The 14,939-nt window shown below is 71.1% G+C and carries 17 protein-coding genes; 8 read left to right on the top strand and 9 right to left on the bottom strand.

Annotated elements, in window-relative coordinates; translation table 11 throughout:
* Positions 1 to 55: 55 nt before the first annotated feature.
* Positions 56 to 784: an SDR family oxidoreductase gene (locus ACQE3L_RS06855; protein ID WP_426963023.1), complete on the bottom strand. Its 729-nt coding sequence runs from the start codon at positions 782 to 784 to the stop codon at positions 56 to 58.
* Positions 785 to 886: 102 nt separating this feature from the next.
* Here ACQE3L_RS06855 and ACQE3L_RS06850 point away from each other — a divergent pair, with 102 nt between their 5' ends.
* From ACQE3L_RS06850 to cruF, 3 genes are read left to right on the top strand one after another with little or no spacing between them, the layout of a single operon-like run.
* Positions 887 to 2,386, top strand: a complete 1,500-nt coding sequence (locus tag ACQE3L_RS06850) for a phytoene desaturase family protein (protein ID WP_426963022.1) — start codon at positions 887 to 889, stop codon at positions 2,384 to 2,386.
* A gap of 4 nt (positions 2,387 to 2,390) precedes the next feature.
* Entirely contained in the window at positions 2,391 to 3,371 is a 981-nt protein-coding gene (locus ACQE3L_RS06845) for a prenyltransferase (protein ID WP_426963020.1), read from the top strand.
* Positions 3,368 to 4,291, top strand: coding sequence for a bisanhydrobacterioruberin hydratase (gene cruF / locus ACQE3L_RS06840; RefSeq protein WP_426963018.1), 924 nt, complete (start codon positions 3,368 to 3,370; stop codon positions 4,289 to 4,291). The genes ACQE3L_RS06845 and cruF overlap by 4 nt, the downstream gene beginning before the upstream one ends.
* 32 nt (positions 4,292 to 4,323) lie before the next feature.
* Here cruF and ACQE3L_RS06835 read toward each other — a convergent pair whose 3' ends face one another.
* The 7 genes from ACQE3L_RS06835 to purS all read right to left on the bottom strand — a co-directional run bounded on the left by ACQE3L_RS06835 (position 4,324) and on the right by purS (position 10,153).
* Positions 4,324 to 4,899 (bottom strand): DUF7978 family protein, encoded by a 576-nt coding sequence (locus tag ACQE3L_RS06835; protein WP_426963017.1) that lies wholly within the window; start codon positions 4,897 to 4,899, stop codon positions 4,324 to 4,326.
* A 63-nt stretch (positions 4,900 to 4,962) separates the two neighbouring features.
* Positions 4,963 to 5,574 (bottom strand): GNAT family N-acetyltransferase, encoded by a 612-nt coding sequence (locus tag ACQE3L_RS06830; RefSeq protein WP_426963016.1) that lies wholly within the window; start codon positions 5,572 to 5,574, stop codon positions 4,963 to 4,965.
* A gap of 130 nt (positions 5,575 to 5,704) precedes the next feature.
* On the bottom strand, positions 5,705 to 6,628 hold the full coding sequence (locus ACQE3L_RS06825; RefSeq protein ID WP_426963015.1) for a DMT family transporter: 924 nt from the start codon (positions 6,626 to 6,628) through the stop codon (positions 5,705 to 5,707).
* Positions 6,629 to 6,744: 116 nt separating this feature from the next.
* A complete protein-coding gene (locus ACQE3L_RS06820) occupies positions 6,745 to 7,239 on the bottom strand; it encodes a CBS domain-containing protein (RefSeq protein WP_426963014.1) in 495 nt (164 codons plus the stop codon).
* 72 nt (positions 7,240 to 7,311) lie between these two features.
* Positions 7,312 to 9,081, bottom strand: coding sequence for a dihydroxy-acid dehydratase (gene ilvD / locus ACQE3L_RS06815; protein WP_426963013.1), 1,770 nt, complete (start codon positions 9,079 to 9,081; stop codon positions 7,312 to 7,314).
* An 81-nt stretch (positions 9,082 to 9,162) separates the two neighbouring features.
* Positions 9,163 to 9,840, bottom strand: a complete 678-nt coding sequence (gene purQ / locus ACQE3L_RS06810) for a phosphoribosylformylglycinamidine synthase I (RefSeq protein ID WP_426963012.1) — start codon at positions 9,838 to 9,840, stop codon at positions 9,163 to 9,165.
* Between the two features lie 61 nt (positions 9,841 to 9,901).
* Positions 9,902 to 10,153, bottom strand: coding sequence for a phosphoribosylformylglycinamidine synthase subunit PurS (gene purS, locus ACQE3L_RS06805; protein ID WP_058366000.1), 252 nt, complete (start codon positions 10,151 to 10,153; stop codon positions 9,902 to 9,904).
* A gap of 211 nt (positions 10,154 to 10,364) precedes the next feature.
* Here purS and ACQE3L_RS06800 point away from each other — a divergent pair, with 211 nt between their 5' ends.
* From ACQE3L_RS06800 to ACQE3L_RS06785, 4 genes are all read left to right on the top strand, one after another.
* Positions 10,365 to 11,339, top strand: a complete 975-nt coding sequence (locus ACQE3L_RS06800; protein ID WP_426963011.1) for a formyltetrahydrofolate deformylase — start codon at positions 10,365 to 10,367, stop codon at positions 11,337 to 11,339.
* Between the two features lie 55 nt (positions 11,340 to 11,394).
* A complete protein-coding gene (locus ACQE3L_RS06795) occupies positions 11,395 to 11,550 on the top strand; it encodes a hypothetical protein (protein WP_426963010.1) in 156 nt (51 codons plus the stop codon).
* A 64-nt stretch (positions 11,551 to 11,614) separates the two neighbouring features.
* The gene (locus ACQE3L_RS06790; protein ID WP_426963009.1) at positions 11,615 to 12,052 is read left to right on the top strand and encodes an NYN domain-containing protein; all 438 of its coding nucleotides are present in this window, start codon (positions 11,615 to 11,617) and stop codon (positions 12,050 to 12,052) included.
* Between the two features lie 86 nt (positions 12,053 to 12,138).
* The gene (locus tag ACQE3L_RS06785) at positions 12,139 to 13,059 is read left to right on the top strand and encodes a sodium:calcium antiporter (RefSeq protein WP_426963008.1); all 921 of its coding nucleotides are present in this window, start codon (positions 12,139 to 12,141) and stop codon (positions 13,057 to 13,059) included.
* Positions 13,060 to 13,097: 38 nt separating this feature from the next.
* Here the strand turns inward: ACQE3L_RS06785 and ACQE3L_RS06780 are convergent, their stop codons facing one another.
* Positions 13,098 to 14,354 (bottom strand): tRNA (N(6)-L-threonylcarbamoyladenosine(37)-C(2))-methylthiotransferase, encoded by a 1,257-nt coding sequence (locus ACQE3L_RS06780; RefSeq protein WP_426963007.1) that lies wholly within the window; start codon positions 14,352 to 14,354, stop codon positions 13,098 to 13,100.
* Positions 14,355 to 14,530: 176 nt separating this feature from the next.
* Between ACQE3L_RS06780 and ACQE3L_RS06775 the strand changes: the two genes are divergently transcribed.
* The gene (locus ACQE3L_RS06775; RefSeq protein WP_426963006.1) at positions 14,531 to 14,716 is read left to right on the top strand and encodes a DUF5786 family protein; all 186 of its coding nucleotides are present in this window, start codon (positions 14,531 to 14,533) and stop codon (positions 14,714 to 14,716) included.
* Positions 14,717 to 14,939: the final 223 nt, after the last annotated feature.

Here is a 14,939-nt window from a genome sequence, read left to right as displayed (position 1 = left end):
TGGTTCGTTCCGGTACAAAAGGGTCCGTGCGAAGGGTCCGTGCGAAACCCGTCCGCTACCGGGTTGCCGCCTTCCACTCGCGGAGCCCGACCCGCTCGCAGTCGAGTTCCTCGGCGGGCGCCTCGGTCGCCGCCCAGACGAACAGCGGAGCCACGCTCTCGGGGTCGCGCGCGTTCCCCTTGCCGGTGAGGTCCGTGGCGACGACGCCGGGATCGACGACGCCGACGGTCGCGTCGAGGTCGGCGGCGAAGCCGCGGGCGATCCCCTCCGCCGCGGCCTTCGAGACCGCGTAGGGACCCATCCCGCTCCGGCTCTCGGCGGCGACGGCGCCGGACGGAACGATGATTCGGGCGTCGTCCGCGAGGTGTGGGACCGCCTCGACGACCGTGGCGAAGACGCCGCGGGCGTTCGTCCGCATCGCGTCATCGAAGTCGGCGTATGAGGTCTCCTGGAGCGGGACATCGCCCGGCGCGCCGTGGATGACCGCCGCGTTGGCGAGCACCACGTCGAGGGGGCTGCCCTCGCGGACGGCGCCTTCCAAGAATCGCTCCACGTCGAACTCGTCCCGAACGTCCGCGCGCATCCCCCACGCGCGGCCGTCGGGATCCGCGTCGGCGTCCGCGTCGGCGTCTGCGTCCGCGGCGTTCAGGTCGTCGACCGTCGCGTCGACCGCATCGGCGTCGCGCCCGCAGACGGCGACGAACGCCCCGGCCTCGACGAACGCCGCGGCGACGGCCCGTCCGATCCCGCTCGTGGCTCCGGTAATGACGACCGTCGTGTCCATGCCCGCCGTTGGCCCGTCCGGACCTTAGTGATGCCGTCGCCTCCCGGGGTCGCCCGTCGAGCCGCGGCCGAGGTTTATACCTGCGACGGTCGAAGGAGCGGTATGGACGTGGCCCCCGACATCGACTCCCTCGCGGGCGAATCCGTCGCGGTGATCGGCGGCGGGTTCGGCGGGCTCTCGACCGCCTGTTACCTCGCGGACGCCGGCGCCGACGTGACGCTGTTGGAGAAGAACGAACAGCTCGGCGGGCGCGCGAGCCGGCTGGAAGCCGAGGGGTTCCGCTTCGACATGGGCCCCTCGTGGTACCTGATGCCTGACGTGTTCGAGCGCTTCTTCGGCCACTTCGACCGGGCGCCGTCGGACTACTACACGCTCTCGCGGCTGGACCCGCACTACCGCGTCTTCTGGAAGGACGGGGACAGCGTCGACGTCCTGCCCGACCTGGAGGCGAACAAGGAGCTGTTCGAGTCCTACGAGCCGGGCGCCGCCGAGGCGCTGGAGCGTTACCTCGAGAAGTCCGAGCGCAACTACGAGGTGGGGATGGAGCACTTCGTCTACGAGGACCGGCCGAACCTCCGCGACTACGTCGACCTCGACGTGTTGCGCCACTCGTGGGGGCTCTCGCTGCTCGGGACGATGCAGGGGCACGTCGAGAACTACTTCGAGCACCCGAAGCTCCAGCAGCTGATGCAGTACACGCTGGTGTTCCTCGGCGGTTCGCCCACCAACACGCCCGCGCTCTACAACCTGATGAGCCACGTCGACTTCAACATGGGCGTCTACTACCCCGACGGCGGGCTGGGCGCAGTCGTGGACGGCGTGGTCGACCTCGGGGCGGAACTCGGCGTCGAGTACGTCACCGACGCGGAGGTGACCGCCATCGAGGGTCGGCGCGGCGGCTTCGCGCTCGACGCCGCGAACGGCGAGCGGCACCTTGCGGACATGGTCGTCTCGGACGCCGACTACGCCCACACGGAACAGGCGCTGTTGCCGCCGGAGAAGCGCCAGTACACCGAGGCGTACTGGGAGTCGCGGACGTACGCCCCGTCGGCGTTCCTGATCTACCTCGGCGTGGAGGGCGACCTGCCCGAACTCGCCCACCACACGCTGGTGCTCCCGACCGAGTGGCAGTCGCACTTCGACACCATCTTCGAGGACCCCGGCTGGCCCGAGGACCCGGCCTACTACCTCTGTGTCCCCTCGGAGACCGACGAGACGGTCGCGCCCGAGGGACACAGCAACCTGTTCGCCCTGGTCCCCATCGCGCCCGGCCTCGACGACACGCCGGAGATGCGCGAGCGGTTCCGCGACCTGGTGCTCGACGACATCGCCGAGAACGCGGGGACGGACCTCCGCGACCGCATCGTCTTCGAGGAGACCTTCTGCGTCAGCGACTTCGCGGACCGGTACAACAGCTATCAGGGCTCCGCGCTCGGGCTGGCCCACACCCTGCGCCAGACCGCGCTGTTGCGGCCGCCGCACCACTCCGAGGCGGTGGACGGGCTCTACTTCACCGGCTCGACCACGACCCCCGGAATCGGCGTGCCGATGTGTCTGATAAGCGGCCAGCTCACGGCCGAGCGCGTGAGCGAGACGCACTGATCCGATGAGCGACGCATCGGGGGGCGACGCCGACGCGGACGCCGGCGGATCGGGGTGCGGCCGCTCCGACGCCGACCGGTCGCCCGGCGAGAGCCTCCGCTACCTGCTGACGCTCTCCCGCCCGCGGTTCTGGCTCTACCTCGCCGGTCCGGTGGCGGTGGGGGTCGTCTACGCGGCCGAGACGCCGGCGGACCTGCTGGCGCCCGCCGCGGTCGGAATGTTCGCCTACTTCCTGCTTCCCGCGAACGTCCTGCTGTACGGCGTCAACGACGCCTACGACGCCGAGATCGACGCCCGGAATCCCAAGAAGGCGAACGGCGACGCGGCGGGCGCGAACGCCGACTCGACGGCTCCGGGCGAGGCGGCGAAGGAGGCGCGCTGGCGCGGGGACCCGCTCGCGGCCGCCGCGGTCGCCGCTTCGGGGCTGCTCGGGCTGGCGACGTTCGCGCTCGCGCCGCCGCTCGCGTGGCCCTACCTCGCCGGCTTCTTCCTGCTCGGCGTGGAGTACAGCGCGCCGCCGCTCCGGTTCAAGACCACGCCGCTTCTGGACTCGGTCTCGAACGGCCTCTACATCCTGCCAGGCGCGGCCGCCTACGCGACGGTCGCCGGCGCCCACCCGCCCGCGCTCGCGCTCGTGGGGGCGTGGCTGTGGACGATGGCGATGCACACCTTCTCCGCGGTCCCCGACATCGAACCGGACCGCGCGGCGGGAGTCACCACGACCGCGACGGCGCTCGGCGAGGCACGCACCTACGCCTACTGTCTGGTCTGCTGGACCGGCGCGGCGGCCGCGTTCGCGGCGCTCGACATCCGGTTCCTGTTCGCGTTCGGCGTCTACCCCCTCTTCCTGTCGTGGGTGGCCACGAGCGACGTGGCCGTCGAGCGCGCCTACTGGTGGTTCCCCCTGGTGAACGGCGTCGTCGGCGCGGGGATCACGATGGGCGGCCTGTGGCTGCTCGTTCCGGCGACGGAGGTGATCGCGTGAGCGGTGACGGGGCCGGGTCCGCGAGCGCGCAGGCCCCGGACGCCGACGCGGACGCGTCGAGCGCCTCGTCCGCGGACCGCCTCCGCGCCGCCGTCCCCGACTCACGTGCCGCATTCCAGGCCCGCTTCGACCGCCTCGTCCGCGAGAACCGGTTCACCATCGCGGTGCTGTTCCCGGCGGTGGGGGCGGTGACGCTCGTCGCCAGCGCGGCGGGGTGGCTCCCGGACCCGCTCGCGTTCAACCCGTGGTTCGTCCTGTTCGGCGTGCTGGTGATGCGCTCGCCGCTCGTGGCGGGCGTGCTCCCGCTCGTGGACCGCCGGGCCGCCGGGTGGATCGGCCTCCTGACCGCCTACACCTACGCCATCGAGACGGTCGGCGTCCGGACGGGGTGGCCCTACGGCGGCTTCTCGTACGGCGTCGACCTCGGACCGATGCTCGGCGGCGTCCCGCTGGCGCTGCCGGTGTTCTTCCTCCCGCTCGTGGCGAACGCCTACCTGCTGTGTCTGCTCCTGCTCGGCGGCCGCGCCGCGCGGGCGCTCCCGCGGCTGCTCGTGGTCATCGGCGCCGTCGTGACGATGGACGTGGTGTTAGACCCCGGCGCGGTCGCGCTCGGGTTCTGGCGCTACGACGCGGCGGGCGCCTTCTACGGCGTCCCGCTCTCGAACTACCTCGGCTGGGTGCTCTCCGCGACCGTCGCCGTGGGCGCGCTCGACCGCGCGTTCGACCGCGAGGCGCTGACGGAGCGCCTCCGCGACTGCGAGTTCATGCTCGACGACATGGTGAGCTTCGTGATCCTCTGGGGTGGGATCAACCTCTGGTTCGGGAACTACCTGCCGGCGCTGGTCGCGGCCGGGTTCGGCCTCGCGCTCGTCCGCGCGGACCGGTTCGACGCCGCGGTGCTGGACCCGCGCGGTCGGTGAGGGCGTCGGAAAAGGCGGCCGGGGGCGGTCGGTCAGTCCTCGCCGAGTCCCGCGACGACGGCGACTCCGCCGCCGACCGCACCGAGCGCGAGGGGGTAGACGACGCCCGCCAGTAGCACGGCGGTCACCGCGTCCGGCGCGATGGATCCGTCGTACGAGAAGAGGAACGCGCCGACGACGGCGAGCGGGAGGTAGCCGACGACCGCCGCGGCGCCGGCGAGCGCGCCGTCGGCCGGTTCGTCGGCGCCGTCGAGGGCCACGACCGCGAGGCCGGCCCCGACGAGCAGGACGACCGGCACGAGGTACAGCAGCGCCAGCGAGCCGCCCTCCGCGGCGGCGATGAAGTTCTCCGAGCGGGGACCGCCCAGGCCGCCCTCGAAGCGCGTGCGAACGAAGTGCGCGTTGTAGAACAGCCAGCCGACGGCCTTCCACACCGGGATCGGATCGCTTCCGAACAGGTCCGCGAGGAAGTTGACCCCCTGCAGGCGCTCCTCGACAGAGCCCGACTGCCAGACGTAGGTGACCAGGTAGCCCAGCAGGTAGGCTGCGGCGCCGGCGGCGGCACCGGCGGCGAGCGGAACGCGGTCGGAAAGCGATCTTTCAGTCATACTTGCCGGGTTCGGGCGCCGCGACTAATGGCTGACGGCCGAGCCCGGGCCCTCCCGGCTCGCTCACAGGATGTCGGTGCCGCCGTCGGTCGCCTCGCGCCACTCCGACCGCGAGATCGTGTAGCGGACCTCGTCGAACACGCCGCCGTCCACGTCGACGAGCGTGTTGCGGAGCCGGCCCTCGCGACGGCCGCCGAACCGGTCGACGTACTTCCCGATGGCGCGTTCGGACTGTTCGTTGTCCGGATGGTGGGAGACCGCGACGACCTCCAGGTCGAGGCGGTCGAACGCGAGTTCGCAGAGCGCGGCCGCGCGCTCGCCGGAGTAGCCGCGGCCCCAGAACCGCTTGCGGAGCCAGAGGCCGAGGACGGCGGTCTGCCGGTCCCACTTCAGGGCGATGCCGGTCGTGCCCGCGATCTCGCCGGCGCCGTCCTCGCCCTCACGCGGCCGGAGCACGTAGCCGGCCGCCTCGCGATCGTCCCACTTCGAGCGGCCGCGGTCGAGGAACTCCGCGGTCTCCTTGGGCGTCTCGTGGGGGCTCCACGAGACGTACTCGGTCACCTCCTCGATGCCGGGGTCGCTCGAACAGATCTCGTACAGCTCGTGAACGTCGACGCGCTCGGACCACCGCGGCTCGAACCGGAGGCGCTCCGTCTCGAACGTCTCGGGGAACATGCGCCGAGGGTGACGCTCCGGAACATAAAGACTACTCCGGGAGTGAGAAGGACCCGCACGGTTTCGTCCGCCGCGACGCCGTCGCTCGAGGGGTGCGAGGCCGGTAGACGAGAACCGCGACGCCGACCGACTACGACCGCGACGCCAGGTACCGGCCCCACTCCTGGCGGATGGCCTCCCGCTTGACCAGCAGGAAGCCGCCGAAGATGAGGACGAAGCCGACGACGGTCGGCACCGCGATCACCTCGTCGAGGAAGAGCCAGCCGGAGAGGGCCGCGAACACCGGGGCGACGTAGGAGACGAGGTTGATCTCGATGGGGCCGAGGCGGTCGAGCAGGTCGAAGTAGATCAGGAAGCCGGCCGCGCTGGCGGCGACGGAGAGGTACGCGAGCGACGCGACCGCCTCCCACGTCCAGGCGATGTCGGAGACGGACTCGCCGAGGCCGAACGCGAGCAGGTGCATCAGGGCCGCGCCCAGGAGCATCGACCACGCCTCCATCGTCTCGATGGGGAGGTCCGCGTCGACCGCCCGCGTCAGCACCGATCCGAGCGCGAAGGCGGCGGCCGCGAGGAACACCAGCAGCTTCGCGCCGGTCCCCTGGCCGAGCAGGTTCCCGGGGTTCGGCTGCGAGAGGACGACGACGCCCGCCAGTCCGATGAGGAGGCCGACCGTGCCGATCAGGGTGAGGCGCTCGCTCGGGAGGAACGCCCGCGCGAAGACGGTCGTGAGGACCGGCGAGAGGCTCACGAGGACGGCCGCGACGGCGCTCGTCACGTTGGGGTCGGTCTCGCCGATGAACAGGAAGGCGTGGTAGGCGGCGATGAGCAGCGTCGCGCCGAGCGCGACGAGCGTCCACTCGCCCCGAGTTCGGGGGATCGGGTCGTCGACGACGACCGCGGCGTACGCGAGCATGATCACGCCGGCCACGTCGTAGCGGATCGCCGCGAACAGCACCGGCGGGAAGAACTCCAGCCCCGCCTTGATCGCCATGAACGCCGATCCCCACACCGCCGCGAGGACCAGGAACAGCGCGAGGTTTCGGTGTCGGCTCACAGTGTCCGTCCACGCCCGGGCGTCCTTACGGTTTCGAAGCGCGACGGCGTTGCCGCGGGCGGGGGACGGGATCGCTTCCGGGCGGTCGGCGGGTCAGGCGGCGCCGCCCTCCGACCTCACTCCAGCCGCCGGTCCCGGAACGCCCGGATCACGTCCTGTCTGGCGACGATCCCGACGATCCGCCCGTCCTCGTCGACCACCGGCAGGCGGTTGATGTTCGGGTCGTCGCCGGAGAGCAGGTCGAGGATCTCGCCGACGTCGGCGTCGGGTTCGACCGTGATCACCTCGGTCGTCATCACCTCCGAGATCTCGCGGCCCGTGTCCCGCACGAAGTCGAGCCCGACGTCGAGGTCCTCCCACGGCGGATCGACTTGATAGGTGAGCGTGTCGACGAACGGCGGCAGACCCACGGGGATCCAGAGGGTCTTGTCCTCGGGTTCGAACAGGTCCACGAGGTCGGACTCCGTGACGACGCCGAGGACGTATCGGTCCTCGTCGACGACCGGAAACCCGGAGAACTCGACGCGGGCGAACCGCTTGAGCACGTCGGCCACGTCGTCGTCGGGGGCCACCATCTGCACGTCGGTCGTCATCAGGTCGCGCGCTTGCATGCGCAGAAAATCGCCCGCCCGGGACGTAAGTCGTTCGGCGGCGTTCGTTCCGCTTTCCGGTTCGCCGCCGATCTACTCGCGCCGCAGCGCCGGGTTCGTGACCGCGCCGCGGGCCGCGGAGCCGAAGTCGCGACCGTACTTCGCCAGCACGCCGCCGTCGTAGACCGGCTCCGGCGGCTCCCACTCCGCGCGGCGGGCCGCCAGCTCGTCGTCGTCGACGGCCACGGTCAGGTCGCGGTTCGGGATGTCGACGGTCACCTCGTCGCCGTCCTCGAGCAGCGCGATCGGGCCGCCGTCCGCCGCCTCGGGCGCGACGTGGCCGATCATCGGGCCGCGCGTGCCGCCGGAGAAGCGCCCGTCGGTCAACAGCGCCACGTCGTCCTCGTGGCCGGCGCCGACGACCGCGGCCGTGACGCCGAGCATCTCGCGCATCCCCGGGCCGCCGGTCGGCCCCTCGTTGCGGATGACGATCACGTCGCCCGAGGAGATCTCGCCGGTCTGGACGTACTCCATCGCGTCCTCCTCGTTCTCGAAGACGCGCGCGGGTCCCTCGTGGTAGAACTCGTCCTGTCCGGTCGCCTTCAACACGGCGCCGTCGGGGGCGAGGTTCCCCTTCAGGATCTTGATGGCGCCCTCGGGCTGTTTGGGCTCCTCGACCGTGTAGAGGAACTCGGCGTCGATCTCGTCGTCGTCGGGCAGGTCGAGGCGGTCGAGCTCCTCCTCGATGGTCCGTCCCGTCACGGTGAGCTGGTCGCCGTGGATCAGGTCCGCCTCCAGCAGGCGCCGGAGGACGATCGGGACGCCGCCGACCTCGTGGAGGTCGTTCATCACGTGAGCGCCGCCGGGCTGGAGGTCCGCGATCTTCGGCGTGCGGCGGGAGATCTCGTCGAAGTCCTCGATGGTCAGGTCGACGCCCGCCTCGCCCGCGAGCGCGAGCAGGTGCAGCACCGCGTTCGTGGAGCCGCCGACCGCGGTCTGGAGCGCGATAGCGTTCTCGAACGACTTCCGGGTGAGGATGTCGGAGGGGCGGCGGTCCTCCTCGACGCACTCCAACACGAGGTCGCCCGCGCGCTCGGCCACCTCGTAGCGCTCGGGGTCCTCGGCGGGCGCGGACGCGGAGCCGAGCGGCGCCAGCCCGAGCGCCTCGGAGATGGAGGCCATCGTGTTGGCGGTGAACATCCCGCCGCACGAGCCCGCGCCGGGGCAGGCCTGCCGCTCCAACTCGTCCAGCTCGTCGGCGTCCATCTCGCCCTGCGCGTACGTGCCGACGCCCTCGAACACCTGCACGATGGTCACGTCGCGGCCGTCGTGCTGACCGGGCATGATGGAGCCGCCGTAGAGGAAGACGGAGGGGAGGTCGGTCCGGATGGCGGCCATCAGCATGCCGGGCAGGTTCTTGTCACAGCCCGCGACCGTCACCAGCGCGTCCATGCGCTCGCCGAAGGAGACGAGTTCGACGGAGTCGGCGATGACCTCCCGCGAGATGAGGGAGGCCTTCATCCCCTCGGTCCCCATCGAGATGGCGTCCGAGATGGTGATGGTGCCGAACTCGATGGGCATCCCGCCCGCGGCGTCGACGCCGTCGAGCGCGGCGTCGGCCACGTCGTCGAGGTGCACGTTACAGGGCGTGATGTCGGCCGCGGGGTTGGCGATGCCGACCATCGGCGAGGAGAGGTCGGCGTCGTCGAACCCCATCGCGCGGAACATCGCGCGGTGCGGCGCCTTGTCCGCCCCTTCGGTCACGTCGCGGCTCCGGAGGGATTCGTCCTTCTCGCCGGCGAACCGGTCCTCGTCGCGGTCGTCCGGGTCGTTCCCGTCGCCCCGCGGCTGCTGCTGGCTCATACGGGAACCTCGCGCTCGGTCCGGTTAAATCGTCGCAAGGAAACAAGGGTTGCAAGCGTCGGGGAAGCGCCCCCGATCGACTCACGCGAACGCTTCGAGAACTCCCGCCCCGTCGGTGCTCGTCGCCACGTCGGGCAGCGTCGCGCGCTCCGGGTGCGGCATCAGCACCGCGACCGTCTCGCGCTCGCCGAGGACGCCGGCGACGTTCCCCGTGGAACCGTTGGGGTTCGCGGCGTCGGTCGCGTTCCCGTCCGCGTCGCAGTACCGGAACAGGACGCGGTCGTCGGCGACGAGGTCGTCGTAGGCGTCGTCGCCGATCTCGAAGCGCCCCTCGCCGTGGGCGATGGGGACCTCGATCACGTCGCCCTCGTCGTAGGCCGCGGTCCACGGCGTGTCCGCGCGCTCGACGCGGAGGTGGACCGGCTCGCACTGGAAGCGCGCGGAGGCGTTGGTGGTGAACGCGCCCGGCGTCAGTCCGGCCTCGGAGCCGATCTGTGCGCCGTTGCAGACCCCGAGCACGGGGACGCCCTCGGCGGCCGCCTCGCGGACTTCCTCCATGATCGGCGCCCGCGCGGCCATCGCGCCGGCGCGGAGGTAGTCGCCGTAGGAGAAGCCGCCCGGGAGGACGATCCCCTCGGTGTCGTCCGGCAGGCCGTCCTCGTGCCAGACGCGCTCCGCGTCGACGCCGAGGTGGTCCAGCGCGCGGACGGCGTCGCGGTCGCAGTTGGAGCCGCCGAACTGGACGACCGAAACCGTCACGCTGAACACCCCGCGTGGGCGGCGTCAGTGACGGTTTCGATCGTCGCGACGACCGAGACCGTCATCGTTCCTCGACCGCGACCTCGTAGTCGTGGATGGTCGGGTTCGCCAGGAGGCGCTCGGCCATCTCGTCGGCGCGCGCGGCCGCGGCGTCCGCGTCGTCGGCCGACAGGTCGATCTCGAAGCGGTCGGCCGACCGGAGCCCCGACAGCTCGAAGCCGAGCCGCTCCAGCGCGTCCTTCGTCGTCTCGGCCTCCGGGTCGAGGACGCCCCGCTTCAGCCGGACGGTGACGGTCGCGGTGTAGTCGGTCATCAGGATGTAGTGCGGGGTCGTGTGCAAAAACCGTTTTGGAAACGCGCCGATATGCACGTACCTGTGTATCTGCGTCGGAGCGCGGGCGGTCGAGGTCCGGAGCACTCGGCCGATGGGATGCCGTGGCAGACCTGGCGCGGAGCGAAAGGGGCTAAACCGTCCGGTGCCTCGGTAGGTCCATGGTTCCGCTCGAACCGACGGAGGTGGTCGCATGACGCGCGAACTGACCGAGATCACCGTGGTCGGAGGAGACAAGACGGGACTCATCGCGCGGGTCACCACCCTCCTGTTCGAGCGGTCGATCAACATCGAGGACCTCGACCAGGCGGTCCGGGACGGGCTGTTCCGGATGACGATGCGGGTCGACGCCTCGGACCTGGACACCTCCCGCGAGGAGCTCCGGCGCGCGCTGGCGGACCTGGGCCGCGAGCTGGACGTGGACATTCAGGTGCGGTTCCCGAACGACCGCGAGTCCCGGCGGATTGCGCTGCTCGTCACGAAGGAGAGCCACGCGCCCGAGACGCTGCTGGAGGCCGAGCGAAACGGCGACCTCGCGGAGGACGGGGAGGCGGAGATCCCGGTCGTCATCGGCAACCGCGGCGACCTCCGCGGCCTCGCGGAGCGGTACGACAAGCCCTTCTACGACGTGGGCGACGGCAACGGCTCGCCGGACGAGGACCGCATCCTCGACCTGCTGGCCGAGTACGACGTCGATCTGGTGGTGTTGGCGCGCTACATGCGCATCCTCGGGCCGAACGTCGTCTTCCGGTACGAGGGGCGGATCCTCAACATCCACCCCTCGCTGCTGCCGGCGTTCCCCGGCGCGCAGGCGTACCGACAGGCGAAGGAGGCCGGCGTCCGCGTCGCGGGCGTCACCGCCCACTACGTGACGACCGACCTCGATCAGGGGCCGGTCGTCACGCAGCGCGCGTTCGACGTGCCCGACGGCGCGAGCGTCGACGACATCAAGGCCCGCGGGCAGCCGCTCGAGGCCGAGGCGCTGCTGGAGGCGGTCCGGCTCCACCTCGCGGACGCCGTCTCGGTCCACAAGGGCCGCGTCCGCCTGCGCGAGGACGCCGACGTGGACGCACAGCTCGGGCTCCCGACCTCGGCTCGCGAGGCGAACCCGGACTCGCCGGTCGACGGCGAACCCGTGCGGTCGCCGCCCGCTCCGTCCGACGACTGAGCCGCACCGCTTTACGACGACGCCTTTTTGCCTGCTTCACGCGACCCCCGACCCGATGAGAACTGGGCCCGGGAATCGCGGCAGGAGCGAAATGGTCGTCCTCCTGCTGTTGGCCCTGCTGGCGGTCGTCGCGCTCGCGGTCTTCCTCTACTACGTCTTCGTCGTACTCTCGGGGCTGCCGAACCCGGTTCCGACTCCGACGACCGGGTGAACGGCCCGGATCGACCGGGGCGGGGAACCAGCAGCCCTTTGCCGGTCGGGGAGGTACGCGGGGTATGGACGCGGAGGAGGGGCCGGCAGGCGTCGCGTTGTTCGTCGACGGCCCGAACGTGTTGCGCGAGGAGTTCGACGTCGACCTCGACGACGTGCGCGAGGCCGCCGAGGCGGAGGGGCAGTTGGTGACGACGCGGCTCTACCTCGACGAGCACGCCACGCCGGGACTCATTCAGGCGGCGGAGGCGCGCGGCTACGAGGTCGTGGTCACGAGCGGCGACGTGGACGTGAAGCTCGCGGTCGACGCCACCCGGTACGCCGCGGAGGAACGAGCGGGCACCATCGCCATCGCCTCCCGCGACACGGACTTCAAACCGGTCGTCGAGACTGCCAACAGCTACGGCATCCGGACGCTCGCCATCGCGCCGGGGACGTTCGGGCGCTCGGACGCGCTCCGCAACGCCGCCACGGAGTCGGTGACGCTCGACGGCGACGCCTGACGGACAGCCTTTTCAGACGGTCACACGAGGACGGGAACGACTCGGGGTCGGACCAACGGACCGGGGCCGGACCACCGGACACCACGATGAGCCTCCACGCCGCGGTCGCGGCCGTCGCCGGCGGGCTCGCCCTGCTGGTCGCCGGGAGCGACCGCACCGTCGCGGCTGCGGGGACGCTCGCGGACCGGATCGGCTTCTCGACGTTCCTCGTCGGCGTCACCGTCGTCGCCGTCGGCACCTCGCTGCCGGAGATCGCCACCGCCGCGTACGCGGCGGCGTACGGCGTCGGTTCACTGGCGGTCGGCCACATCGCCGGCTCCGCGACCGCGCAGATCACGCTCGGGATCGGGCTCGTCGCGGTCGTCGCCTCCTTCGAGGTCGCCCGCGAGAACGTCCGGCGCTACGGCGGCGGAATGCTGGCCGCGATGACGGTCATGCTCGTGGCGGTCGGGTCGGGCGACGTCTCCCGGATCGAAGGCGTCGCCATGGCGGCGCTGTACGTCGGCTTCCTCTCGCGGCGCGTCGACGCCGAGGTGTACGTCGAGCGCGCGCCCGGCACCGAGGAGACCGAGACCGTCGCGCACCCGGTCGCGTGGCTCCTAGTGGGACTGGCGGCGGTCGCGGTCGGCGGCCACCTGCTCGTCACCGGCTCCCGGGAGCTCGCCGCGACGCTGGGTGTCTCCGCGCACGCGCTCGGCCTGCTCACCGGCATGGGGACGACGTTCCCGGAGGTCGCGGTCGCGCTCGCGGCGGTCAGACGCGGCCGCGGCGACATCGCTGGCGGCACGCTCCTCGGGTCGAACATCACCGACCCCCTGTTCTCGCTCGGCGTCGGCGCCGCGGTCGGCGGCATCACGCTCGGCGACCCCCGGACCGCGACGCTCGCGACCGCCTACATGCTCGTCGCCTCCGCGGTCGTCGTCGCGCTGCTGTACCGCCGCGAGTCGCTGACGCGACTGCACGGCGTCGGCTGCATCCTGCTGTACCTGCCGCTCGTGGCGGTGTGAGGAGCCCTCTCGGCGACAGCGGTTGAGAAAAACGGCGGTCAGGCGTCGACCGGGTCCGCGAACGCGTAGACGGTGTTGTGGCCGGTCACCTCGACGTCGAGAACGTCGCCCACCTCGACGCCGCGGTCGGGCGCGTTCTGGACGATGATCTGTCTGTAGGCGGAGTCCCGGCACTTCACGGAGTCTCCGGTGCCTTCCTCGACGACCAGTACCTCGCGTTCGGTGCCGACCATCGACTCGTAGGCCTCGCCGACGACCTCCATCTTGAGCTCCGACATCGCCTTCGAGCGCTCCTTCTTGACGGTGCCGCCGAGGCCCTTCATGTCCGCGGCGTCCGTGCCGGGGCGCTTCGAGAAGCGCGTGACGTTGATCTTCTCGGGGCGGACCTCCCGGAGCAGGTCCATCGACCGCTCGTGGTCCGCGCTCGTCTCTGTGGGGAAGCCGACGATGAAGTCCGTCGAGAGCGTCCACTCGTCGAGGCGGTCGTCGAACGTCTCGACCACCTCGCGGAACTTGTCGACGCGGTGCTGGCGGCGCATCGACTCCAGCACCTCGTCGGAGCCGGACTGGACCGGCGCGTGGACGAAGTCGTAGAGCTTCTCGTTCTCGGCGAAGACGTCCGCGAGCTCCTCGTGGATGCCGTGGATGCCGCCGGGGTTGGCCATCCCGAGGCGGACCCGGAACTCACCGTCGATGTCGCAGATGCGGTCGAGCAGTTCGGGGAGCTTGCGCTCGCCGTCGTCCCAGCCGTAGACGCCGGTGTCCTGTCCGGTGATCCGGATCTCCTTCGCGCCGGCGTGGACGAGCGCGCGGGCCTTCTCGACGTTCTCCTCGACGGAGGGCGAGTCGACGCGCCCGGTCGCGAACTTCGTGATGCAGTACGAGCAGTTGCTCATGCAGCCGCGCGCGATGGGGAGGATGCCGACGACGCCGTCGAGCACCGGCTCGGTGTCGGGCGTGACCGTCGGGCACTCGCCGTTGAGCACGTGGTCGGGGACCTCGTCCCAGTGGAGCACCTCGGCGTCGATGCCGGCTTCGCGGAACTGCTCGCCCTGCGCGAGCGCCATGCAGCCGGTGACGACCAGATCCGCGGTCTCCTCCTGGAGCTCCTCGGCGCGCCGGAGCATGTTCCGCTCCGTCTTCTCGACGACCGTGCAGGTGTTCAGAATGGCGACGTCGGCATCGGCCGGTCCCTCGGCGGGGTGGTGGCCGCCGTCCCGCAGTGCGCGCTCGATCTCGCGGCTCTCACCCCGGTTAGAGGTGCAGCCGTACGTCTCGATGTGGTACGTCGCCATCGCTTACCCGATGTAGCGCGCCCGCGGGCAAAAGGACGACGGATTCCGGCTGGCTCTCGACCGCTCCCGGGCGCGAATGCGGGACCGAGCCACGCTACCGGTCCGCAACCGCGCCAGCCGTTGTCGCGGCGCTCCGCGGCCGGACGAGTTTTCCGTGGGGGGTCGAACCGATACACATGGGCTTTGGCAGCTACGATGAATCCGAGCAGGAAACGGGGAACCAAACCGACGAGGACGACGATTCCGAGGCCGTCAGCGTCCACGAGCACGACCACGAGGGCGAGGTCTCCTTCGAGAGCGAGGCATCCACCGACGACCTGGTCGGTCGCCTCTCGGAGATGCGCGACGAGGACGAGGAGTAGGAACTCGACGGTCGCTCGGTGTACGCCGCCGTTTCCGACCGTAACGCTGCGTTTTGACCTTCTGGACCAGCAACAGCCCGATACTGAGTGATGCAGACCGATTCCGAAATCTCGCTTTTCTGAAACTCGTGGCGGTGCGGTGCTGTTGCGGTGTGGTCGTGAGCGGTTGCGGTGCCGTGCTGTCGGCGCGCGCCGCGGCGACCTTGTGTCGCCGCGACCGCGC

Origin of the sequence: Haloparvum alkalitolerans (assembly GCF_050122995.1) — an archaeon.
In the GTDB taxonomy this organism is placed as follows: Archaea; Halobacteriota; Halobacteria; order Halobacteriales; family Haloferacaceae; genus Haloparvum; species Haloparvum alkalitolerans.
The sequence above is the reverse complement of the archived record's forward strand: the minus strand, read 5'-3'. Positions and strand labels throughout refer to the sequence as shown.

Excerpts from the sequence above, each read along its gene's own strand:
- ACQE3L_RS06855 (WP_426963023.1), bottom strand. The coding sequence starts at position 784 with ATGGACACGACGGTCGTCATTACCGGAGCCACGAGCGGGATCGGACGG.
- ilvD (WP_426963013.1), bottom strand. The coding sequence starts at position 9,081 with ATGAGCCAGCAGCAGCCGCGGGGCGACGGGAACGACCCGGACGACCGC.
- ACQE3L_RS06795 (WP_426963010.1), top strand. The coding sequence starts at position 11,395 with ATGAGAACTGGGCCCGGGAATCGCGGCAGGAGCGAAATGGTCGTCCTC.
- ACQE3L_RS06780 (WP_426963007.1), bottom strand. The coding sequence starts at position 14,354 with ATGGCGACGTACCACATCGAGACGTACGGCTGCACCTCTAACCGGGGT.
- ACQE3L_RS06790 (WP_426963009.1), top strand. The coding sequence starts at position 11,615 with ATGGACGCGGAGGAGGGGCCGGCAGGCGTCGCGTTGTTCGTCGACGGC.
- ACQE3L_RS06775 (WP_426963006.1), top strand. The coding sequence starts at position 14,531 with ATGGGCTTTGGCAGCTACGATGAATCCGAGCAGGAAACGGGGAACCAA.
- ACQE3L_RS06845 (WP_426963020.1), top strand. The coding sequence starts at position 2,391 with ATGAGCGACGCATCGGGGGGCGACGCCGACGCGGACGCCGGCGGATCG.
- ACQE3L_RS06785 (WP_426963008.1), top strand. The coding sequence starts at position 12,139 with ATGAGCCTCCACGCCGCGGTCGCGGCCGTCGCCGGCGGGCTCGCCCTG.
- ACQE3L_RS06800 (WP_426963011.1), top strand. The coding sequence starts at position 10,365 with ATGACGCGCGAACTGACCGAGATCACCGTGGTCGGAGGAGACAAGACG.
- purS (WP_058366000.1), bottom strand. The coding sequence starts at position 10,153 with ATGACCGACTACACCGCGACCGTCACCGTCCGGCTGAAGCGGGGCGTC.
- ACQE3L_RS06830 (WP_426963016.1), bottom strand. The coding sequence starts at position 5,574 with ATGTTCCCCGAGACGTTCGAGACGGAGCGCCTCCGGTTCGAGCCGCGG.
- ACQE3L_RS06850 (WP_426963022.1), top strand. The coding sequence starts at position 887 with ATGGACGTGGCCCCCGACATCGACTCCCTCGCGGGCGAATCCGTCGCG.
- ACQE3L_RS06835 (WP_426963017.1), bottom strand. The coding sequence starts at position 4,899 with ATGACTGAAAGATCGCTTTCCGACCGCGTTCCGCTCGCCGCCGGTGCC.
- ACQE3L_RS06820 (WP_426963014.1), bottom strand. The coding sequence starts at position 7,239 with ATGCAAGCGCGCGACCTGATGACGACCGACGTGCAGATGGTGGCCCCC.